Origin of the sequence: Streptomyces sp. Root1310 (assembly GCF_001426425.1) — a bacterium.
Lineage (GTDB): Bacteria > Actinomycetota > Actinomycetes > Streptomycetales > Streptomycetaceae > Streptomyces.
Genome location: NZ_LMEQ01000002.1, coordinates 55,411 through 75,569, shown reverse-complemented (window position 1 = coordinate 75,569; position 20,159 = coordinate 55,411). Strand labels below are relative to the sequence as shown.

Annotated in this window: 18 protein-coding genes; 4 read left to right on the top strand and 14 right to left on the bottom strand. The window is 72.5% G+C overall.

Annotated features, from left to right (window positions below; all coding sequences use genetic code 11):
* Position 1: 1 nt before the first annotated feature.
* On the top strand, positions 2-1,534 hold the full coding sequence (locus ASD48_RS10015) for an APC family permease (protein WP_057601158.1): 1,533 nt from the start codon (positions 2-4) through the stop codon (positions 1,532-1,534).
* Here the strand turns inward: ASD48_RS10015 and ASD48_RS10010 are convergent.
* Positions 1,531-2,043, bottom strand: coding sequence for a MarR family transcriptional regulator (locus tag ASD48_RS10010; protein WP_057601157.1), 513 nt, complete (start codon positions 2,041-2,043; stop codon positions 1,531-1,533). The genes ASD48_RS10015 and ASD48_RS10010 overlap by 4 nt on opposite strands.
* Before the next feature lie 74 nt (positions 2,044-2,117).
* Between ASD48_RS10010 and ASD48_RS10005 the strand changes: the two genes are divergently transcribed.
* The 3 genes from ASD48_RS10005 (at position 2,118) to ASD48_RS09995 (ending at position 5,276) form a co-directional block, all read left to right on the top strand.
* Entirely contained in the window at positions 2,118-3,008 is an 891-nt protein-coding gene (locus tag ASD48_RS10005; RefSeq protein WP_057601156.1) for an ABC transporter ATP-binding protein, read from the top strand.
* Complete coding sequence (locus ASD48_RS10000; protein WP_057601155.1) at positions 3,005-4,573, top strand: hypothetical protein; 1,569 nt, start codon at positions 3,005-3,007, stop codon at positions 4,571-4,573. Before ASD48_RS10005 ends, ASD48_RS10000 begins: the two co-directional genes overlap by 4 nt.
* A gap of 472 nt (positions 4,574-5,045) precedes the next feature.
* Positions 5,046-5,276 carry a hypothetical protein gene (locus ASD48_RS09995; protein WP_057601154.1) on the top strand — a complete coding sequence of 77 codons (231 nt, stop codon included), beginning with the start codon at positions 5,046-5,048 and terminating at the stop codon, positions 5,274-5,276.
* Here the strand turns inward: ASD48_RS09995 and ASD48_RS09990 are convergent.
* The 13 genes from ASD48_RS09990 to fbaA form a co-directional block, all read right to left on the bottom strand.
* Positions 5,260-6,477, bottom strand: a complete 1,218-nt coding sequence (locus ASD48_RS09990) for a cytochrome P450 (RefSeq protein ID WP_057601153.1) — start codon at positions 6,475-6,477, stop codon at positions 5,260-5,262. The genes ASD48_RS09995 and ASD48_RS09990 overlap by 17 nt on opposite strands.
* 199 nt (positions 6,478-6,676) lie before the next feature.
* The gene (locus ASD48_RS09985; RefSeq protein ID WP_057601152.1) at positions 6,677-7,342 is read right to left on the bottom strand and encodes a response regulator transcription factor; all 666 of its coding nucleotides are present in this window, start codon (positions 7,340-7,342) and stop codon (positions 6,677-6,679) included.
* On the bottom strand, positions 7,339-8,700 hold the full coding sequence (locus tag ASD48_RS09980; RefSeq protein ID WP_057601151.1) for a histidine kinase: 1,362 nt from the start codon (positions 8,698-8,700) through the stop codon (positions 7,339-7,341). The genes ASD48_RS09985 and ASD48_RS09980 overlap by 4 nt, the downstream gene beginning before the upstream one ends.
* Before the next feature lie 101 nt (positions 8,701-8,801).
* On the bottom strand, positions 8,802-9,479 hold the full coding sequence (locus tag ASD48_RS09975) for a response regulator transcription factor (RefSeq protein ID WP_057601150.1): 678 nt from the start codon (positions 9,477-9,479) through the stop codon (positions 8,802-8,804).
* A complete protein-coding gene (locus tag ASD48_RS09970) occupies positions 9,476-10,975 on the bottom strand; it encodes a sensor histidine kinase (RefSeq protein WP_242432563.1) in 1,500 nt (499 codons plus the stop codon). The genes ASD48_RS09975 and ASD48_RS09970 overlap by 4 nt, the downstream gene beginning before the upstream one ends.
* Positions 10,968-12,188 carry an acyltransferase gene (locus tag ASD48_RS09965; RefSeq protein ID WP_107104288.1) on the bottom strand — a complete coding sequence of 407 codons (1,221 nt, stop codon included), beginning with the start codon at positions 12,186-12,188 and terminating at the stop codon, positions 10,968-10,970. The genes ASD48_RS09970 and ASD48_RS09965 overlap by 8 nt, the downstream gene beginning before the upstream one ends.
* Before the next feature lie 52 nt (positions 12,189-12,240).
* A complete protein-coding gene (locus ASD48_RS09960; RefSeq protein WP_242432562.1) occupies positions 12,241-13,251 on the bottom strand; it encodes an alpha/beta hydrolase in 1,011 nt (336 codons plus the stop codon).
* A gap of 166 nt (positions 13,252-13,417) precedes the next feature.
* Positions 13,418-14,302 carry an alpha/beta hydrolase gene (locus ASD48_RS09955; protein WP_057601148.1) on the bottom strand — a complete coding sequence of 295 codons (885 nt, stop codon included), beginning with the start codon at positions 14,300-14,302 and terminating at the stop codon, positions 13,418-13,420.
* 387 nt (positions 14,303-14,689) lie between these two features.
* On the bottom strand, positions 14,690-15,892 hold the full coding sequence (gene kynU / locus ASD48_RS09950; protein WP_057601147.1) for a kynureninase: 1,203 nt from the start codon (positions 15,890-15,892) through the stop codon (positions 14,690-14,692).
* Positions 15,885-16,730 carry a tryptophan 2,3-dioxygenase family protein gene (locus ASD48_RS09945; protein WP_057601146.1) on the bottom strand — a complete coding sequence of 282 codons (846 nt, stop codon included), beginning with the start codon at positions 16,728-16,730 and terminating at the stop codon, positions 15,885-15,887. Before ASD48_RS09945 ends, kynU begins: the two co-directional genes overlap by 8 nt.
* Positions 16,731-16,891: 161 nt before the next feature.
* Complete coding sequence (locus tag ASD48_RS09940) at positions 16,892-17,305, bottom strand: DUF3151 domain-containing protein (protein WP_020129192.1); 414 nt, start codon at positions 17,303-17,305, stop codon at positions 16,892-16,894.
* Between the two features lie 80 nt (positions 17,306-17,385).
* Positions 17,386-18,975 carry an MFS transporter gene (locus ASD48_RS09935; RefSeq protein ID WP_057601145.1) on the bottom strand — a complete coding sequence of 530 codons (1,590 nt, stop codon included), beginning with the start codon at positions 18,973-18,975 and terminating at the stop codon, positions 17,386-17,388.
* A gap of 115 nt (positions 18,976-19,090) precedes the next feature.
* Positions 19,091-20,122: a class II fructose-bisphosphate aldolase gene (gene fbaA / locus ASD48_RS09930; protein ID WP_020129190.1), complete on the bottom strand. Its 1,032-nt coding sequence runs from the start codon at positions 20,120-20,122 to the stop codon at positions 19,091-19,093.
* Positions 20,123-20,159 lie beyond the last annotated feature (37 nt).

Genomic DNA, 20,159 nt, shown 5'->3' with positions numbered 1-20,159 from the left:
GATGGCAGTGGACGAGGGCGTCGCCTCAGCGGCGGGCGCAGCGGCGGGCACAGCGGCGAAGTCAGGCGGGGAAGGCGCCGTTCACCGGCTCAAGCCCAACGCCATCGGTCTGCTCGGGGTGGTCTTCATGGCCGTCGCGACGGCCGCGCCGATCACCGCGATGACCGGCAACGTGCCCTTCATGGTGTCGGCGGGCAACGGCATCGGCGCCCCGGCGAGCTACCTCGTCGCAATGGTCGTCCTGGCAATCTTTTCCGTCGGCTTCACCTCGATGGCGAAGCACATCACCTCGACGGGCGCCTTCTACGGCTTCATCTCCTACGGCCTCGGCCGCTCGGTCGGGCTCGCCTCGGGGCTGCTCGCGACCTTCGCGTACGTGGTCTTCGAGCCGGCGCTGATCGGCATCTTCTCGACCTTCGCCACCACCACCCTCCACGACCAGACGGGCCTCGACATCCCCTGGTGGGCGTTCGCGGTGCTGATGCTCGCGGTCAACGCGACGGGCACCTGGTTCGGCGTCTCCGTCGCCGAGAAGCTGCTCGTCGTCCTGCTCGCCACCGAGGTGACGATCCTCGCGGCGATGGCGATCTCGGTCGCCTTCCACGGCGGCGGCCCGGACGGCTTCAGCATCGACCCGGTCAACCCGGTCAACGCCTTCAAGGGGACCAGCGCGGGCCTCGGGCTCTTCTTCGCGTTCTGGTCCTGGGTCGGCTTCGAGTCGACGGCGATGTACGGCGAGGAGTCGCGCAACCCGAAGAAGATCATCCCCAAGGCCACGATGATCTCGGTGCTGGGCGTCGGCGTCTTCTACGTGTTCGTCTCCTGGATGGCCATCACGGGCACCGGACAGTCGTCGGCCGTGAAGGTCGCCGGCGACAACCCGCTCGGCCTGTTCTTCGGCCCCACCGAGCGGTACGTCGGCCACTGGGCCGTCGACGTCATGCAGTGGCTGATGATCACCGGTTCGCTGGCCTGCGGCATGGCCTTCCACAACTGCGCCGCCCGCTACATGTACGCCCTGGGCCGCGAGGGCGTACTGCCCTCCCTGAAGAACACCGTCGGCCGCACCCACGCCCGGCACGGCTCCCCGCACATCGCGGGCCTGGTCCAGACCGTCGTCTCGGCCGTTCTGATCGGCGCGTTCTGGGCGGCGGGCAAGGACCCGTACACCGGTACGTACGTGCTGCTCGCGATCCTCGGCACGATGGCGATCCTGGTGGTGCAGGCGGTGTGCTCGTTCGCCGTGCTGGTCTACTTCCGCTCCCACCACCCCGAGAGCAGGCACTGGTTCAGGACCTTCACCGCCCCGCTGGTCGGCGGCGTCGCGATGCTCGCCGTGGTCACCCTGCTGGTGTCCAACATGGGGGTCGCGGCCGGGCCGGAGTCGGGTTCGCTGGTGCTGAAGGCGACGCCGTGGCTGGTCGCGCTGATCGCGGTGGCCGGCGTGGGCTACGCCCAGTACCTCAAGCGGCGGGACCCGTCCCGCTATCTGCTGCTGGGGCGGACGGTGCTGGAGGAGACGAAGGAGCGCTAGCGGGCGCCGGAGGGAGGGAGCCGGTCCTCCCCGAACAGCGTCACCCGGTGGACGCGCCAGCGCTCCATCATGGCCGAGATCTCGCCTTCCATGAACTCGAAGAAGGCGAGCGTCTCGGCCATCCGGCGTCCGGCGGGCGTGTGCGGGCCGAGGCTCAGCACACCTTCGCGCAGCGCGCCCTCCCACCGCTTGATGAGGGTGTCGCGGTTGGTCAGCGCCTCGTACCACTGGTCGCCGTGCACCCGGTAGCGCTCCCGGCGCGAGCCGGGCTCCCGCTCGCGGGACACCATGTGCGCCTGGGCGAGGTAGCGCACCGCGCCGGAGACGGCGGCGGGGCTGATCCGCAGCTGTTCACCCAGTTCGGCGGAGGTCATCACACCGGCGTCGGAGGAGAGGAGCGCGGCGAAGACCCGGGCCGCCATGCGCTGCATCCCCGCCTCGACGAGCTGAGCCGCGAAGGACTCGACGAACTTCGACACGGCCTCCGCGTCCCGCCCGTCCTCGCTCATGCCCCGCATTCTAACGGTTCTTTGCACGATTCCTTAACTTCACAAATTTCTGAAAGAAGCGTACGTTCGGTGCCATGACGAAGGCCATCTCGGTGTCCGGACTGCACAAGTCCTTCGGCCGCGCCCACGCGCTGGACGGTCTCGACCTGGAGGTCGAGACCGGTGAGGTGCACGGCTTCCTCGGCCCCAACGGCGCCGGCAAGTCCACCACCATCCGCGTCCTGCTGGGCCTGCTGCGCGCCGACTCCGGCGCCGCGCAGGTCCTCGGCCGTGACCCGTGGACCGACGCGGTCGAGGCACACCGCCGCATCGCGTACGTCCCCGGCGACGTGACCCTGTGGCGCAACCTCTCCGGCGGCGAGGTCATCGACCTGTACGGCAGACTGCGCGGCGGCCTGGACAAGGCCCGCCGGGCCGACCTGATCGACCGCTTCGAACTGGACCCCACCAAGAAGGGCCGTACGTACTCCAAGGGCAACCGCCAGAAGGTCGCCCTGGTGGCCGCGTTCGCCTCCGACGTCGACCTGCTGATCCTGGACGAGCCGACCTCGGGCCTGGACCCCCTGATGGAGGAGGTCTTCCAGCGCTGCGTACGGGAGGAACGGGACCGCGGGCGGACGATCCTGCTGTCCTCCCACATCCTCAGCGAGGTCGAGGAACTGTGCGACCGCGTCAGCATCATCCGCAGGGGCCGCACGGTGGAGACGGGCTCGCTGGCCGACCTGCGCCACCTGACGAGGACCAGCGTGACGGTCGAACTCGTCCACTCCCCCAACGGGTTGGCCCATCTGCCGGGCGTGCACGACCTCGACGTACAGGGAAAGCACGTGAAGCTGCACGTCGACACCGATCAACTCGACGCGGTACTGCGGTCGTTGGCGGACTCGGGCGTACGGTCGCTGAGGTCGTCGCCACCGACACTGGAGGAGCTGTTCCTGCGGCACTACCAGGAGACTCGGGCATGACCACGCTGGCGGGCACCGGCCCGCTCCTGCGCTTCGCGCTGCGCCGCGACCGGGTACTGATCCCCGTCTGGGTGGCCGTGAACACCCTGATGGTCCTCTCCATGCCGAACACGCTCAAGAGCCTCTACGGCACCCCGGCCGACCGGGCCGACCTGCTGCGGCAGCTGGAGACCAACGCCTCCCTGCGGGCCCTGATCGGCCCCGTCTTCGACGACTCGCTCGGCGCGCTGACGGCCTGGCGGGTGGGCGTGTACGCGGGCGCGCTCGCCGCCGTGACGAGCCTGCTGATCGTCGTACGGCACACCCGTGACGAGGAGGAGTCCGGCCGTCAGGAACTCCTCGCGTCCGGCATGGTCGGCCGCCGCGCCTCCCTGACGGCGGCCCTGCTCGCGGCGGGCGTCGCCAACGCCGTACTGGCCCTGCTGGTGACGGCGGGCCTGGCGGGCCAGGGAGCGGCGGGCGCGGTCGCGTTCGGCCTCGGACTCGCCGGGGTGGGCATGGTGTTCGCCACGGCGGCGGCGGTCCTCGCGCAGCTCACCGAGAGCGCGCGACTGGCCCGGGGACTGACGGCGGCGGTGCTGGGCACGGCCTTCGTCCTGCGGGCGGCGGGCGACTCGTCGACCGACGACGGCTCGTCGGCGCTGACCTGGCTGTCCCCGCTCGGCTGGCTGGAGAACCTGCGGGCGTTCGCGGACGAACGGTGGTGGGTGCTGGGCCTGCTCGCGGCGGCGGTCGTGGCGCAGGGCGCGCTGGCATACGTGCTGGCCGGCCGCCGGGACGTGGGCATGAGCTTCCTGCCCACGCGACCGGGCCCCCCGACAGGACGCCTGGGAACGGCCGCCGCGCTGGCCTGGCGGCTGCAGCGCGGCGCCGTGCTGGGCTGGAGCGTCGGCTTCTTCCTCGCGGGGGTGGTGTACGGCGGGCTCACCGAGGGCGCGGCCGACCTGGTCGCCGACAACGACAAGGCCCGTGAGATCTTCGAGCGGATGGGCGGCCGGTCGGACCTGACGGACGCGTTCCTCGCCTCGATGATCGGCATGCTCGGCCTGATCGCGGCCCTGTACGTCGTCTCGTCCGTCCTGCGGCTGCACGCGGAGGAGACCTCGGGCCGCGCGGAACCGGTCCTGGCGAACGCGGTGGGCCGACTGCGCTGGGCGGCCGGTCACCTCCTGACCGCCTTCGGCGGCGCCACCCTGATCATGCTCCTGGCCGGGCTGGGCTTCGCGGCGGGCTACGGCAAGGAGATCCTGCCGATCCTGGGCGCCTGTCTGGTGCAGCTCCCGGCGATCTGGCTGGTCGGCGGCCTGGCCGTCCTGCTGTACGGCACGGCCCCACGCCTGGCGCCGGCCGCGTGGGGCGTGGCGGGCGCGATCCTGCTCATCGGCGGGATCGGCCCCGCGCTGGACGCCCCGCAGACCGTCCTGGACCTGTCCCCCTTCGGCCACCTGCCGAAGCTGCCGGGCGGCGAGATGGAATGGGGGCCGGTGCTGGTGCTCTCCGGCGCCGCGGCGGCGCTGGCGGCCACGGGACTCGCGGCCCTGCGCCGACGGGACATGACGACCTAGCGCGCCGCCCGGCCGAGCACCGCCGCGGCCCCCACGGCCCCCACGGCCCCCACGAAGAACGGGCGACGCAACGCGGACGACGCAACGCGGGCGACGCCCATCGGCGACCGACCGGACCCGTCACGGACCGACGAACCGTCGGTGGCCGACGCGACCTGTCACGCCCCGACCCGGGCCCGTCACGGGCCGACCGGAAACGTCGGTGGCCGACGCGACCTGTCACGGGCCGACCCGAACCCACCGGTGACCCACCCGAACCCGTCACAGGCCCGCCCGGACTGGTCACAGGCCGACGCGGACCCACCGGTGGCAGGCGGGGCCGGTCGGCGGCCGGCGGGGGCCTGTCGCCGGCCAGCCCCGGCCCGGCAGCGGTGGGCCCGGGCCAGCCGCCGGGCGGTCGCCGGCCGGTCGTACGGGCGGGGTTCCGGCCGGGTGGGGAACCCGGGGCGGCCGGCGTGCGTCCGTCCCGGGCATGGGAGAACGTACGCAGGCCGCCGGTGGCTGCCTCGCCATGGCGCTCGGCTGGGGTGCGGGACTCGCGGTGTGGTCCGTCGACGTCCGCGCCCGCTTCTGGCGCTTCGAACAGACACCCGACTGGAGCGTCCTCTACGCGGAACTGCCGCTCGCCCTGCTGGGCGGGACGGCCGCGGGCCTGGCCCTGTGGGCCGTGTTCGCCCGCCTCCGCCTCAGAGGGTCACGCTGAGCCCCTCCAGCCCCCGGATCACGAAGTTCGGCTTGCGCCGGGGCTCCGCCGCCAGGGCCAGGGTGGGGGCCCGTTCCAGCAGGGCCGTCATCGACGCGGCCAGCTCGATACGGGCCAGCGGAGCGCCGATGCAGTAGTGGATGCCCGCGCTGAAGGAGATGTGCGGGTTCTCGGTACGGGTGAGATCGAGCCGCTCCGGGTCGGCGAAGACGGCCGGATCGTGGTTCGCAGACCCGAAGAGCATGGCGATCTCGGCTCCCCGGGGCACGGTGGTCCCGTCGATCTCGATGTCGTCGAGCACCCACCGCTCGAAGAGCTGGAGCGGGGTGTCGTACCGCATCAGCTCCTCGACGGCGGAGGGGACGAGCGAGTGGTCGGCGCGCAGCGCGGCCAGTTGCCCCGGGTTCCTGAAGAGCGCCCACCACCCGTTGACGGTGGCGTTCACGGTCGCCTCGTGCCCCGCGTTGAGCAGCAGCACCGCCGTCGAGATCATCTCCTGCTCGGTGAGCCGGTCGCCCTCGTCGTGGGCGGCGATGAGACCGGAGATGAGATCGTCGCCGGGCTCCTTGCGCCGCGCGGCGATCAGCTCCAGCAGATACTCGGAGAACTCCACCGAGGCCCGCACGGCCTTCGCCGCCGTCTCCTTCGACGGGCTGAGTTCGTACATCCCGCAGATGTCCGCCGACCAGGGCCTCAGCGGCCCCCGGTCCGACTCCGGGATGCCGAGCATCTCCGCGATCACGGCGACGGGCAGCGGCTCGGCGACATCGGCGAGCAGATCGCCCCCGCCCGCCGCCACCATCCGGTCCACCAGTTCCCCCGCGAGCTGCCGCACATACGGCTGCAGCCGCTCCACCGTGCGCGGCGTGAACGCCTTCGACACGAGCCGCCGGATGCGGGTGTGGTCGGGCGGCTCCAGGTCGAGCATCCCGTGATCGTTGAGCGTGTGGAACGGCTCCTGCTCGGCCGGTGGCGCCGTCCGCCCGAAGTCCTCGTGCGTGAACCGGTGCTGATACGTCCGCCCGAGCCGGCGCTCCCGCAGCAGCGCCGAGACATCCGCGTGCCGCGGCACCAGCCACTGGTCGGTCGGCTCGTAGTAGATCACCCGCCCCCGCTCCCGAAGCTCGGCGTAGGCCGGGTAGGGGTCCGCCACGAACGCGGGATCCCAGGGGTCGAACGAGAGAGCGTCAACTGCTGCCATGAACGGACGCTAGCCGGTGGAGGGGCTGCTGACCAGGGGGGTCCTGCGGAACGGCGACCGGCTGCTCCCTCGGCGCACGGACGGCCGGACCGCCGTCGGACCGCCCCGGTGAGGCGGGGCGGCATGCCGTTCGGCCGGTTCGTTCCCCACCCCCGGTCATGCTGCCGAAGCACCGGCGGACGGCGATCCGGTGCGCGTTCTAGCCCGGGGTCACCAGTCGGGCCTCGTAGGCGAAGACCGCCGCCTGGGTGCGGTCCCTCAGGCCGAGCTTGACCAGGATCCGGCTCACATGGGTCTTGATGGTCGACTCCGCGACCACCAGCCGGCCGGCTATCTCCAGGTTGGACAGGCCCTGGGCGATGAGGACCAGCACCTCCGTCTCCCGTTCGGTCAGGTCGCCGTAGGCCGCCTGCGCGGTCGGCGACAGCCGCGGGGTGTCGGACAGCTTGGAGAACTCCGTGATCAGGCGCCGGGTGACGGACGGGGCCAGGAGCGCCTCGCCGGCCGCCACCACCCTCACACCGTCGGCCAGCTGGCGGGCCGACGCGTCCTTCAGCAGAAAGCCCGAGGCGCCCGCGCGCAGCGCCTGGTAGACGTACTCGTCCAGATCGAAGGTCGTCAGCACCAGGACCTTGGCCGAGCCGTCCGCCGCCACGATCTCCCGCGTAGCCTCGATGCCGTTCAGCTCCGGCATGCGGATGTCCATCAGCACCACGTCGGGCGCGAGTTCGCGGACACGGTCGACCGCCTCCCGGCCGTTGACCGCCTCGCCCACGACCTCGATGTCCGGCATCGCGTTCAGCAGGACCGAGAAGCCCTCGCGCACCATCATCTGGTCGTCGGCGATCAGTACTCGGATCGTCATGTTCCACTCTCGCTCGCGGCGGGCACCGGCAGGAACACCGTCACCTCGTAGCCGCCCGTCGGGGTCGGCTCCACCGTCATCTCGCCGTTCAGCATGCCGACCCGCTCCCGCATTCCGGTGATGCCGTGACCTGCCCCGGGTGAGGGCTTGACCAGGGACGGGTTCGGCGGTGCGCCGTTGACTATCCGCAGCCCCAGACCTCCCAGTACATAACCGATCTCCACGCGGGCGCCCGCCCCCGGGGCATGGCGCAGCGTGTTGCTCAGCGCCTCCTGGACTATCCGGTACGCCGACAGCTCCACGCCCTGGGGCAGCTCGCGCACCGCGCCGGTGACCGTCTTCTCCACGTCCAGGCCCGTCTCCCGCACGTTGGCGAGCAGCCCGTCCAGTTCGGCGAGCGTGGGCTGCGGGGCGTCGGGGACCTCGTAGTCCTCGGCGCGGACCACGCCCAGGACCCGGCGCAGCTCCGTGAGGGCCGCCACCGCGTTCTCCCGGATGGTGGCGAAGGCCTTCTCCAGCTCCGGCGGCGGGTTCTCCACCCGGTAGGGGGCGGCCTCGGCCTGGATGGCGACCACCGACATGTGGTGGGCGACGACGTCGTGCAGCTCACGGGCGATCGTGGTGCGCTCCTCCAGCAGGGTGCGGCGGGAGCGCTCGTGCGCGGTCACCGTCTGCTGGGCCGTGACCTTCTCCTCGGCCTGCCGGCGGATGTGCCAGACGGTGACGGCGAGCAGGAGGATCGCCGAGAAGACCAGCATGGGCGCGACGTTCGTGAAGTAGTGGCCCCAGCTGAAGACGGTCTCGGCGACGAAGCCGTAGGCCGCCGTCACCATCCACATCCACGCCGCCGTGCGCGGGCGGGTGCGTATCGCCACGACCGTCAGCACGATCAGATGGGCGGCGAAGCTGCCCGGCAGCCAGGGCCACTCGGTGTACGTGGTGCCGATGACCGCCACGACGGTGGTCCCCGCGAGCGACAGCCAGAAGGCGCCGACCGGTCGCACCAGCGTCAGCAGCACCGGGGCCAGGGCCAGCAGCCCGGTCGGCAGACCGACGCCGCTGCCCTCCGAGTCCGCCCAGGCGATCAGCATCGCCAGGACGCCGGCCGCCCCGACCACCGCGTGCCGGGACCAGGCCGCGTACTCCCGCCTGCGGCCCTTCAGGCGGCCCAGGGCCCGGCCCGCGGGCTCCTTGCGGGGCAGCGGGCGGTAGGCGAAGGCGTCGTGGAAGAGGTCCTCCCGCAGGCCGCGCAGGGCGTCCACGGCCGCCCGGAACTCCGGACTGCGCGGCCGGTAGGCCTCGTAGGAGTCGTCCGGGTCGTCCGGGTGCGTGGGGTGCGTCTGCGTCGTCTCTGTCACGTTGAGAACGGTAGGCGGGGGAGGGGGTCCCGGTCGTCACCAGTGAGAGGGGTTCGTGCGGATCCCTCTCAAGTACTACGGGTCCGACGGGGAGCCACCGCTCAGTACCCCGACGGTCTCACCAGTCCCGACTCGTACGCGAACACCGCCGCCTGGGTACGGTCCCGCAGCCCCAGTTTCACCAGGATGCGGCCCACGTGTGTCTTCACGGTCTGTTCGGCCACGAAGAGGTGGTCGGCGATCTCCGCGTTGGACAGACCCTGCGCGATCAGGGTGAGCACCTCCGTCTCGCGCTCGGTGAGATCGCCGACCCGTTCCTTCAGCGGGGCTCGCGGCCTGCCGTCGAGACGGGAGAACTCGGCGATCAGCTTGCGGGTGATGACCGGCGCGAGCAGGGCGTCCCCGGCCGCCACCACCCGGACCGCCTCGGCGAGCCGGTCCGCGGAGGCGTCCTTCAGCAGGAAGCCGGACGCCCCTGCCCGCAGCGCGTCGTACACGTACTCGTCGAGGTCGAAGGTGGTGAGGACCAGCACCTTGATGTGCGGGTGCGCGAGGGTGATGCGGTGCGTGGCCTCGATGCCGCCGAGCTCGGGCATGCGAATGTCCATCAGGACGACGTCCGGGGCGAGTTCGTCGACCTTGGCGACGGCGTCCAGGCCGTGCACCGCCTGCCCGACCACCTCGATGCCCGGGTGGGCGTTGAGCAGCACGGTGAAGCCCTGCCGGACCATCTCCTGGTCGTCGGCGATCAGTACGCGGATGGTGCCGCCGGTCGTCATGGGGTTCCTTCTCCTGTCCGGGGCGGGGCGCCCGCGTCGTGCACGGCGTCCGTGCCGTTCATGCCGTCCACGTCGGCCATGTCCTCCGGGAAGACGAGTTCGAGGCCCTCGGGGGCACCTGGATCCACGGAGCCCTCTCCGGAGCGGGGGGCGGGGAGAGCTGCCGAGTCGTCGCGGGGCGGCGCCGCGCCGTCCCGCGGGAGGAACGCCGAGACCGCGAAACCGCCGTGCAGGGTCGGACGGGCGCTGACATGGCCGCCCAGCATCACCGCCCGCTCGCGCATCCCGAGCAGACCGTGCCCGGCTCCCGGGGAGGACGGTACGGGTTCGCGCGGGCGGGAGTTGACGACCTCCAGGTACAGGCCCTCGCCGTGGTGGGTGACCGCCACCCGCACGTGGGAACCCGGCGCGTGCCGCAGGGCGTTGCTGAGCGCCTCCTGGACTATCCGGTACGCCGACAGCTGCACTCCCGGCGGATACACGGGCGCCTCGCCCTCGACGGTGGCGACCACGTCCAGTCCCGCGGCGCGGGTGTTCTCCATGAGGGCGTCGAGGCGGTCGAGCGTGGGCTGCGGGGTGTCCGGGGCGGCTCCGGTGCCGGCCGCGCCGAGTCCGTAGGGGTCCTCCGGGTTCTCCGAGCGCAGCACGCCGAGCACCCGGCGCAGTTCGGCGAGCGCCTCCAGGGCGTTCTTCCGGATGCCGGCGAGGTTCTCCCTCAGTTCCTCGGACGGGTTCTCCACCAGGTGCGGGGCGACCTGCGCCTGAATGGAGATCACCGACATGTGGTGGGCGACCACGTCGTGCAGTTCGCGCGCGATCCGGTTGCGCTCCTCCAGCAGGGTGCGACGGGCGCGTTCCTCGGCGGTGATGCCGGTCTGCTCGACAAGCTGCTTACGGGCCTCGCGCCGGCCGCGCAGAGAACTGCCGACGAGAACCACGGCGGCGAACACGATCACCGCCACGGGTCCGGTCGGCCCGTAGTTGGCGGCGCCGATGAGCCCTTCCATGACGTAGGTGACGAGCGCCGTCAGGCCCAGCGCCGCCACGGAGGCTCGGGTGGGCACGCGCAGCGACAGCAGGAGCAGCACCATGGCGTGCGCGATCAGGCCCGGTCCGCCCCAGGGCCATGAGGCGTTGGGCTCGGCCTGGCCCGAGAGCAGTTGGGAGCGGGCGCCCATGGCCACGACCACCGTGACCGTCATCGACAGCCACCACGCCAAGACCGGCCGCCACAGTGCCAGCGCCACCGCCCCGCCCTGCGCCGCCGCGCACAGCAAACCGTAGTTCGTGCCCTGGCGGTATTCGTCGGCGATCTGATCCACTCCGCCCAGCGTGATGCCGACGGCGACCAGGATCACATGCACGTGCGGCAGCCGGCGCAGCCATACGAACGACGGCAGCGGTGCCGCCCGGGTCGTCCACAGGTCGTCACGCAGGACCCGCAACCTCCCGGTCAGCCACTCCCCCACACCGTTCATCCGCACCACCTTAGACATGCCATGTCTCCCGCAGACCCGAGGGTTTCGGCCGCCCTCCGACGCGCACCACACGTGATCGGCCCTCGCTCTTCCGCCCGCGTCGCCCTGCGCTGTTCTCACAGCCGTGGAACGCGGCCCGGCACACCCCCAGCACCAGGGCGAAGACCGGCAGCCACAGCAGCCGGGCCGCCACCCACCCCAGCCCGTCGGGGACCGTGTGCAGGCCGGGCAGACGGCCCGCGAACAGGCCCGTCGCAGTGGTCGCCATCATGGCCGTCTGATGCCAGAGGAACACCGTCATCGCCGAGAGGTTGACCAGCGCGACCGCCGCCCAGGCCAGGGGCCCGCGCACGGCCCGGCGCAACCGGTCACGCAGCAGCAGCGCCAGTCCGCACTGGGCGAGACCGAAGGTGACGGCGGCCAGCGTCGGCGGGTTGAGGTTGGACACCGCCGCGCCCGGCACACCCACCATCGACGCCGGGTACCCGGCCCAGCCGACGAGCAGTGCCGTCGCCGCCGCCCCGCCGACCAGCAGCAGCCGGCCCGCGCGGGGCCGCTCCAGCTCACCGCGGGTCCAGGCCGCGCCGACGGTGAACGGCACCAGCCAGCCCGCCACCACGTTCACCCAGCCCAGCGACGCCGGGCCGCCCAGGCCGAAGCGCACCAGGTCCACATGGAGGACGACGGCCAGCGGCCACAGCGGGTTGAGCCGGACCAGCAGCGGGGTCGCCGCCGTCAGCACGGCGAAGACCAGCAGGAACCAGAGGGGGGACAGCGCCAGTTTGACCACGGTGTGCACGGTGACGAAGGACGCGCCGCCGAGCAGCAGGCCGACCGCGGCGACCGTCCACACGGCCACCACGGCGGCGACGGGGACGAACAGCCGCGCCAGTCTGGCTCTGAGCCACGCGCCGTAGGTCCCGCCGCGCGCGCGGGCCGAGGAGAGGCTTCGGGTCGCCACATGGCCGCCCACCATGAAGAACACCGCGAGGGTCTGGAACATCCACGACACCGGGGCCAGCCAGGGCATGGGACCCAGCGGGCTCGCGGCCCGCAGGGTTGCGCCGTCGGCGACGAGCGCCGTCACCAGCCAGTGGCCGAGGACGACACCGAGGATCGCCAGTGCCCGCAGGGCGTCCACGGCCCGGTCGCGCTGCGGCGGCGTGGCGGCGTCGATCCGGGCGGCGGCCCGCCGGATCCCGAACAGCGCCCGCCCCCGCGCCTCACGCACCGGTGATTCCCGCACCGCCGACTCACGCACCGACGCCTCACGCTCCTGGGTCTCACGCACCGGTGACCTCCGAGGTCTCGCCGAGGACGATCCGGGCGATGTTGGCCAGGGAGGGCGAACCCGGCCTGAAGTAGTCGCTGTGGCCGCCGGAACCCGCCGCGAAGACGCGGGCGCCGAACGACGGGGACAGGGGGTCGGTGCCGAAGCCGACCGTCGTGCCGAACAGGTCGGCGCTGACGTGCGGGACGTCGGCCACCCAGTCGTCGGCGCCCCGGGCCGCCCAGATCCGCGCGCGGGTGCGCAGGTCGGCCGCCGACACCGCACCCGTGCCCGGGCTGCCGAGGAGGACGAGATCCGTCACGTCCAGGTGCGGGGCGGCGCGGGCGCACACCACCGTGCCGTACGAGTGGCACAGGAGGGTGAACCGGGAACCCGGTGCGGTGACGGCGCGCAGCTCGCGCAGGAACTCCCGCAGGTCCGGGGCCGCTTCCTCGGCGCGGTCGGGGGTGATCACGGTGGCGCTGATCGTGCCCGGGGTGGTGTAGCCGAGCCAGGCCACCACCGCCGTACGGGGGTCGGCGCCGGTCTGCCCGGTGAGCCGGTGGTGCAGTGCGGCCGCTCCCGCGCGGAAGCGTCCGAAGGTGTCCAGCGAGGTGTCGGAGCCCGGTACGAGGACGGCGACACGGTCGGCGTGGGCGAGGTCCCCGAACACCTCGACCGCCCGGCCGGAACCCCGGCCGTCGAAGGAGAGCAGCCGACGGGAGGGAGCCGCCAACTCCCTTTCTGCGGCGGCACGGTGACGGTCCCCGTGGTCGGCGGCCATGCCGGCCGCCAGGGCGGCGTTGGCCCGGTTGGCGGCGTACGCCTTCTCCAGCGTCTCCGCCGTCGGCGGGGCGAGGGCGGCGGGGGCCGGGGCGGGGATCCGCGGCCGGGCCGCCACCGCCGTGAGGGGGACGACCACGGCGGCGGTGATGAGGACGGCCAACAGGGCGCGGCCCCAGTGCCGCTCCCCACGCGTTTCCCTCGCACGGCGCCACCGCCCGCGAAAACGAAGCTCCGCCATCCCGCCCCTCCCCCGCCACAGCGCCCGTCCATCGGGCTTTTCCGGGTTGGAAGTTACGGATCGGCGCTCGTCGTTCGCGTCCCGCTGAGGAGCTCTTCTTCGGCGTAGCTCTCAGGTACTACGGGGACGACCTAGGGGACTTCACTCGAACGAACCGGGGCTACGGCTACCACGCCAGCTGCGCGACCTCCTCCGCCACCACCGCGCACGCGTCGGCCGCCGGGTCGATCAGCGGGAAGTGGCCGACGTCCTCCAGCAGGGTCAGCCCCACCACCTCCCCCGCCTTCGCCGCCGCGTCCGCGTACGCCTCGGCGACCGCCTGCGGGACGACGAGGTCGGTGCGGCCCTGCACCAGGGTCGTCGCGACACCGGTCGGCAACAGCAGCGCCGGGTCGGCGTACGGCTGTCGCGCGCCGAACTGCTCTTCTCCGCCCAGGAGTTGGTGAGCCGCTCCGCCGCACACGTCCAGCTTCTCGGCAACCGCGAAGTCGGCGATCGGGGCCAGCGCGACGACGCCCCGCAGCCAGGCCGAATCCCCGGTGCGCCAGGGCGCGTCGGCGGGCAGCACATGCCGGGCCGCCGCCCACAGGGCGAGGTGACCGCCCGCCGAGTGACCCGTGAGCACCGTACGGCGGGCGTCGGCCTGCGGCACGGCCTCCCGGACCAGGGCGGGGAGGGCGTCGAGGGCCGCGGCGACATCGTCGAAGGTGTCCGGCCAGCGTCCCGCCACCGGGGACGTCCCCTCCGGGGCGGGGCTCTCGGCGCCCCGCCGGTACTCCACGTTGGCCACGGCGAAGCCACGCTGGGCCAGGTAGTCCGCGAAGGGCGTGATGTGCCGCCGGTCGTAGGGCGCCCGCCAGGCCCCGCCGTGCAGCACGACGACGAGCGGGACGGACCCGCCGGGGCCGACCTGCGCTCGCGGGACGTAGAAGTCGATCACCTGGTCGGGGTGATCGCCGTACGCCGTGGTGACGTCGGGCTCGACGGGCGGATGCGCGAAGGCCGACGCCTCCTCGGCGGCGGCCCGGGCTGCGACAACGTCGTCCGGCATGCTCCAACCTCTCAGCGGCGAAACGGATTTGGCGGACCAGGTGAGAATTCGGCCGTTGGCCGGGACGGTATCAGGCCCGTGACGTGCGCGGACACGCGGATGTCACGCTCGGTGAGAGGCAACCGGTCCAGGTAAACGGTTCTGCTGTTCCGCCGCCCCGGCGGGCCCGACCGCCGGGAAACCCCCTGGGCGTACCCCTGGATACGCCCGGGAGACCCGGCCGGTTCAGCCCGCCGGACTCATCGCCGGGCTGCCGGACTCATCACCGGGCTGCCGGGCTGCGGGACTCATCGCCGGGGTCGGCCCGCCGGACTGATCCCCAGGCGGTCGGTCCGGCGGACCCACCGCCCGGGTCCGTCCGCGGGCGGGCCACGGGACCCGCCCGGGTCAGCGCAGTTCCTCCGCCAGCACCCGTGCCGCCCGCTCCACGTCCGCGAACCCGACGTACAGCGGGGTGAAGCCGAAGCGCAGGACGTCCGGGCGGCGGAAGTCGCCGACGATCCCGCGGCCGATCAGCCGTTTCATGACCTCGCCGGCGTCCTCGCAGCGCAGCGCCACCTGGCTGCCGCGCTCCTCGTGACGGACCGGGGTCAGCGACTCGACCCGCCCCTCGGGGACGTACGCGGCGACGCATTCCAGGAAGAAGTCGGTCAGGGCCAGCGACTTCGCCCGCACCGCCTCGACCGGGACCCCGTCCCAGACCTCGAGCGCCGCCTCCAGGGCGAGCATCGACAGGATGTCCGGCGTGCCGACCCGCCCGCGCGGGGCGCCTGCCGCCGGCTCGTACGTCTCCCGCATGCCGAAGGGCTCCGCGTGCGAGTTCCAGCCGGGCAGCGGTGAGTCGAACCGGTCCTGCAGACCACGGCGGACGTACAGGTACGCCGGTGAACCCGGTCCGCCGTTCAGGTACTTGTAGGTGCAGCCGACCGCGAGGTCCACGCCGTGCTCGTCGAGACCGACGGGCAGGGCGCCCGCGCTGTGGCACAGGTCCCAGACGGCGATCGCGCCGACCGCGTGCACGGCGGCGGTGAGCGACGGCAGGTCGTGCAGCCGCCCGGTGCGGTAGTCGACGTGGTTGAGCAGCACGGCGGCCGTACGCTCCGACAGCGCCGCGGGCACCTCGCCCGGTGCCACCGCGCGCAGGGTGCGGCCGGTGAGACGGGCCGCCGACTCGGCGATGTAGCCGTCCGTGGGGAAGGTCGTCGCGTCGACGAGGATCTCGTCCCGGGCGCCGTCCACCAGGCGCACGGCTCCCACCAGCGCCTTGAAGACGTTGACACTCGTCGAGTCGCCGACCACGATCTGGCCGGCCGCCGCGCCCACCAGCGGGGCGATCAGGTCGCCGATCCGCTCGGGCGCCGTCCACCAGCCGCTCTCGTCCCAGGAGCGGATCTTCAGCGCGCCCCACTGACGGCGTACGACGTCCTCCACGTGCCCGGGGACGGACCGCGGCAGCGCGCCCAGCGAGTTGCCGTCGAGGTAGACGCCGTCGTCGAGGAGGAACTGGGCGCGCTTGCCCGCCAGTTCGTCGCCGCCGTCCAACTCCTTCGCCTTGAAGGCGAGTTGCTCGAAGCCGGGGCGCTCAGACATGGGACCTGGCCGTCCACAGCTCGGGGAACACGTTCTTCTGCGCGCGCTTCTCCAGCCAGGCCACGCCGGCCGAGCCACCGGTGCCGGCCTTCGCGCCCATCGCGCGCCGGGTGGCGACGAGGTGGTCGTTGCGCCAGCGCCACACCAGCTCGGCGACATCCGTCAGGGCCTCGCCGAGGCGCGCGATCTCGTCACCCTCGTCGCCCGCGTACACGGCCGTCCAGACCGCCTCGACCTCCGCCGAGGGCTCGTACCGGCGCGAGATGTCCCGCTCCAGGACGGCCGCCGGGATCGCGTGACCGCGCCGAGCCAGCAGCCGCAGCACCTCGTCGTACAGGCTCGGCTCGTACAGCGCCTTCTCCAGCTCCGCGTGGACGCGGGGCGCGCCGCGGTGCGGGACCAGCATGGACGCGGACTTCTCGCCGAGCAGGAACTCCATGCGGCGGTACATCGCCGACTGGAAGCCGGAGCCCTCGCCGAGGGCGGAACGGTACGAGTTGAACTGCGCCGGGGTCAACTGCCCGAGCGGCCGCCAGGACGCGTTCAGCGCGTCCAGCTCGCGGACGGACCGCTTCAGCGCGTCGATCGCCACCGGCACCCGGTCCTGGCGGAGCGCCCGCGCGGCGGTCTCCCACTCGTGCACGATGACGGTGAACCACAGCTCCATGACCTGGGTGGTGACCAGGAAGACCATCTCTCCGGGATCGTCGGAGAGGGTGTGCTGGAGGTGGGTGAGCACGTCCGCCTTGACGTAGTCCTCGTACGGCGTGGTGCCGGCGAAGTCGAGATGCGGGGTCTCGGGCTCCGAAGCCTCTTGGGGCTGAGCCTGCTGGGACATCGCTGTCTCCTGTTGTGTACTCCGGGTAGCGGTCCGCCCCTGCCGTTACCGACACGGGGGCCCCGGTCCCCACCGGCACATACTGCGCAATGCTCTCCCGAAAACGCAAGGCCCGCCTGGTCACACCAGACGGGCCTTGCGAGGAACACACAGGTGAGCGGCTATCCCAGGGTCTGGGCGGCCGTCGGCGAGGAGTCCTTCAGGAACTGCGAGCAGCGCTCCCACTCCGCCTGCTCGCCGATCGCCTGCGCGGCGCGGGCGAGGCCGTGCAGGGCGCGCAGGAACCCGCGGTTCGGCTCGTGCTCCCACGGCACCGGGCCGTGGCCCTTCCAGCCGTTGCGGCGCAGGCTGTCCAGGCCGCGGTGGTACCCCGTACGGGCGTACGCGTACGACTCCACCACGCTGCCCCGCTCGAACGCGTCGTCGGCGAGCTGGGCCCAGGCCAGCGAGGACGTCGGGTACTTGGCGGCGACGTCGGCGGGCGCCGTGCCGTTGGCGAGGAGCTCGCGCGGCTCGGGGTCGTCGGGGAGGTGGGTCGGGGGCGGTCCCCCGAGGAGGTTTTCGTGAATGGACATGCGTCCAGTCTGCGCCATCCGGGAGCCCTCGGCCCCGGGCCACCCGGGAAACCCGGACAGCGGTCCCGCCCGGGACACCCCTAGGAGAGCCGCCCCTTCGTCCGCTCCCCCTCCAGAGGCGGCGCCAGCACGCTCCCGTGCGTCCTGCACTCCGGCCTGCGGCAGTCCGGGGCCGGGCGGCGCACCGTCGCGAAGGCGACCGCCGCGCCCACCACCAGCACCCCCGCACACAGCACCATGGCCCGCCGGAACGCGTCGTCGAAGGCGGTGGCCGAGCGGTACGCCTCCGAGCTCATCCCGGTCAGCAAAGGCAGCGCGGCCACTGCGACGAGACCGGCCGCACGGGCCGCCGCGTTGTTGACACCGCTGGCCACCCCGGCCCGTGTGACGTCCACGGAGGCCAGCACGGTCGCGGTGAGCGGGGCGACCAGCGCGACCATGCCGAAGCCCAGCACCAGGACGGCGGGCAGGACGTCGGTGGCGTAGGAGGCGCCGGGTCCGACGCGCAGCATCAGGAGCATGCCGGCGGCGCACAGCAGCGGGCCGGCGGTGAGCGGGATCCGCGGCCCGATGTGCTCGGCCAGTTCGCCGGAGCGCGCGGACAGCAGCAGCATCAGCACGGTCGTCGGCAGCAGCGCCGTACCGGCCCCGAGGGCGGACCAGCCGGCCACGACCTGGAGCTGGACCGCGGACAGGAAGAAGAACCCGCCGAAGGCCGCGTACACGCACAGGGTGACCAGGTTGACGGCCGTGAACTGGCGGGAGGCGAAGATGTCGAGCGGCAGCATCGGGTCCGGGTGGCGGCGCTCCACCGCCACGAAGGCGACCCCGGTGACCAGTCCCGCGACCGCCGCTCCGAGGACGACCCCTACGGGTCCGCTCCGGGCCTCGATCAGCGCGTAGGTGACGAGGGCGAGCGACAGCGCGCCCAGGACGGCGCCCAGCACGTCGAAGCGCTGGTGCGCAGGCCCTGCCGCCTTCCTTGCCGCCTTCCCTGTCGCGCTCCCCGCCGCGCTCCCTGCCGGGCTCTCGGTCACGCTCCCGGCCGCGTTCCCCGCCGCACTCCCGGTCGCGCCGGAGCGGACGGGCCGCCCGTCCGACTCCGGTACGTGCCGCAGCGCCACCGGCACGCACACCACCGCCAGCGGCACGTTCAGCAGGAAGACCCAGCGCCAGCCCGGACCGTCCACCAGCCAGCCGCCCAGGAACGGCCCCACGGCCGCCCCCATGCCTCCGAACCCGGACCACAGGCCCACCGCCCGCCCCCGGTCCTCGGGGTGGAAGGAGGCCTGGATGAGCGCGAGGGAACCCGGTGTGAGGAGCGCGCCGCCGATCCCCTGCAAGGCCCGGGCGGCGACCAGCACGCCCGCGTTCGGGGCGATGCCGCACAGCAGCGAGGCGACGGCGAACCACACCACCCCGATGACGAACACCTTGCGCCGCCCGTAGTGGTCGCCCAGGGAGCCGCCGAGCAGGATCAGCCCGGCCAGCGTCAGCAGATACGCGTTGACGGTCCACTGGAGGGCGGCCAGGTCGGCGTCCAGGTCGCGGCCGATGCGCGGGAGGGCGACGTTGACGACCGTCGAGTCCAGCAGGGCCATGCTGGAGCCGAGCACGGTGGTGAGCAGGATCCACTTGCCCCGCGGCGAGGCCAACCGGACGTCAGGCATGCCCCCAGGTATACAGCGAGCCCGGCGCCGTAGACAGCCGCCGGGCTCACCCGTACCCGTAGTACCTCCGGGGTACCTCCAGGGGTCCGGAGGTACTCGGAGACGCTTTCGGGGACTACTTGATCTTCTGGCCCGCCGAACGCAGGTGCTGCGTGGCCTCGAGGACCCGCGCGGCCATGCCCGCCTCGGCCAGCTTGCCCCAGGTCCGCGGGTCGTAGGTCTTCTTGGAGCCGACCTCGCCGTCGACCTTCAGGACGCCGTCGTAGTTGCGGAACATGTGGTCGGCGACGGGACGCGTGAAGGCGTACTGCGTGTCCGTGTCGATGTTCATCTTGACGACGCCGTTCTCCAGCGCGGTCGCGATCTCCTCCGGGCTGGAGCCCGAGCCGCCGTGGAAGACGAAGTCGAACGGCTGGGAGCCGGCCGGCTTGCCGTACTTCGCGGCGATGCCCTCGTTCAGCTCCTTGAGCAGGTCCGGGCGGAGCACGACGTTGCCCGGCTTGTACACGCCGTGGACGTTGCCGAAGGACGCGGCCAGCAGGTAGCGGCCCTTGTCGCCCAGGCCCAGCGCCTCGACGGTGCGCACCGCGTCGTCGACCGTCGTGTACAGCGAGTCGTTGATCTCGTGCGAGACGCCGTCCTCCTCGCCGCCCGTCGGGGTGATCTCCACCTCGAGGATGATCTTGGCGGCGGCGGTGCGGGCGAGCAGCTCCTGCGCGACGGTGAGGTTGTCGGCGAGGGTCTCGGCCGAGCCGTCCCACATGTGGGACTGGAAGAGCGGGTTGCGGCCGGCCTTCACGCGCTCCTCGGAGATCGCGAGCAGCGGACGGACGAACCCGTCGAGCTTGTCCTTCGGGCAGTGGTCCGTGTGCAGCGCGATGGTGACCGGGTACTTCTCGGCGACGATGTGCGCGAACTCGGCGAGGGCCAGCGCGCCCGTCACCATGTCCTTGCTGTACTGGCCGCCCGCGAACTCGGCACCACCCGTCGTGATCTGGACGATGCCGTCGCTCTCCGCCTCCGCGAAGCCGCGCAGTGCCGCGTGCAGGGTCTGGCTCGAGGTCACGTTGATGGCCGGGTAGGCGAACTTGCCTGCCTTCGCCCGGTCGAGCATCTCGTTGTAGACCTCGGGGGTTGCGATGGGCATCTGTCCGCTCCTTGGTATCTGCGGGTTGGCGATCTGT

What these genes read in the sequence shown, in the direction of transcription:
- ASD48_RS10015 (WP_057601158.1), top strand. Translation starts at nt 2, where the DNA reads ATGGCAGTGGACGAGGGCGTCGCCTCAGCGGCGGGCGCAGCGGCGGGC.
- ASD48_RS10010 (WP_057601157.1), bottom strand. Translation starts at nt 2,043, where the DNA reads ATGAGCGAGGACGGGCGGGACGCGGAGGCCGTGTCGAAGTTCGTCGAG.
- ASD48_RS10005 (WP_057601156.1), top strand. Translation starts at nt 2,118, where the DNA reads ATGACGAAGGCCATCTCGGTGTCCGGACTGCACAAGTCCTTCGGCCGC.
- ASD48_RS10000 (WP_057601155.1), top strand. Translation starts at nt 3,005, where the DNA reads ATGACCACGCTGGCGGGCACCGGCCCGCTCCTGCGCTTCGCGCTGCGC.
- ASD48_RS09995 (WP_057601154.1), top strand. Translation starts at nt 5,046, where the DNA reads ATGGGAGAACGTACGCAGGCCGCCGGTGGCTGCCTCGCCATGGCGCTC.
- ASD48_RS09990 (WP_057601153.1), bottom strand. Translation starts at nt 6,477, where the DNA reads ATGGCAGCAGTTGACGCTCTCTCGTTCGACCCCTGGGATCCCGCGTTC.
- ASD48_RS09985 (WP_057601152.1), bottom strand. Translation starts at nt 7,342, where the DNA reads ATGACGATCCGAGTACTGATCGCCGACGACCAGATGATGGTGCGCGAG.
- ASD48_RS09975 (WP_057601150.1), bottom strand. Translation starts at nt 9,479, where the DNA reads ATGACGACCGGCGGCACCATCCGCGTACTGATCGCCGACGACCAGGAG.
- ASD48_RS09970 (WP_242432563.1), bottom strand. Translation starts at nt 10,975, where the DNA reads ATGTCTAAGGTGGTGCGGATGAACGGTGTGGGGGAGTGGCTGACCGGG.
- ASD48_RS09960 (WP_242432562.1), bottom strand. Translation starts at nt 13,251, where the DNA reads ATGGCGGAGCTTCGTTTTCGCGGGCGGTGGCGCCGTGCGAGGGAAACG.
- ASD48_RS09955 (WP_057601148.1), bottom strand. Translation starts at nt 14,302, where the DNA reads ATGCCGGACGACGTTGTCGCAGCCCGGGCCGCCGCCGAGGAGGCGTCG.
- kynU (WP_057601147.1), bottom strand. Translation starts at nt 15,892, where the DNA reads ATGTCTGAGCGCCCCGGCTTCGAGCAACTCGCCTTCAAGGCGAAGGAG.
- ASD48_RS09945 (WP_057601146.1), bottom strand. Translation starts at nt 16,730, where the DNA reads ATGTCCCAGCAGGCTCAGCCCCAAGAGGCTTCGGAGCCCGAGACCCCG.
- ASD48_RS09940 (WP_020129192.1), bottom strand. Translation starts at nt 17,305, where the DNA reads ATGTCCATTCACGAAAACCTCCTCGGGGGACCGCCCCCGACCCACCTC.
- ASD48_RS09935 (WP_057601145.1), bottom strand. Translation starts at nt 18,975, where the DNA reads ATGCCTGACGTCCGGTTGGCCTCGCCGCGGGGCAAGTGGATCCTGCTC.
- fbaA (WP_020129190.1), bottom strand. Translation starts at nt 20,122, where the DNA reads ATGCCCATCGCAACCCCCGAGGTCTACAACGAGATGCTCGACCGGGCG.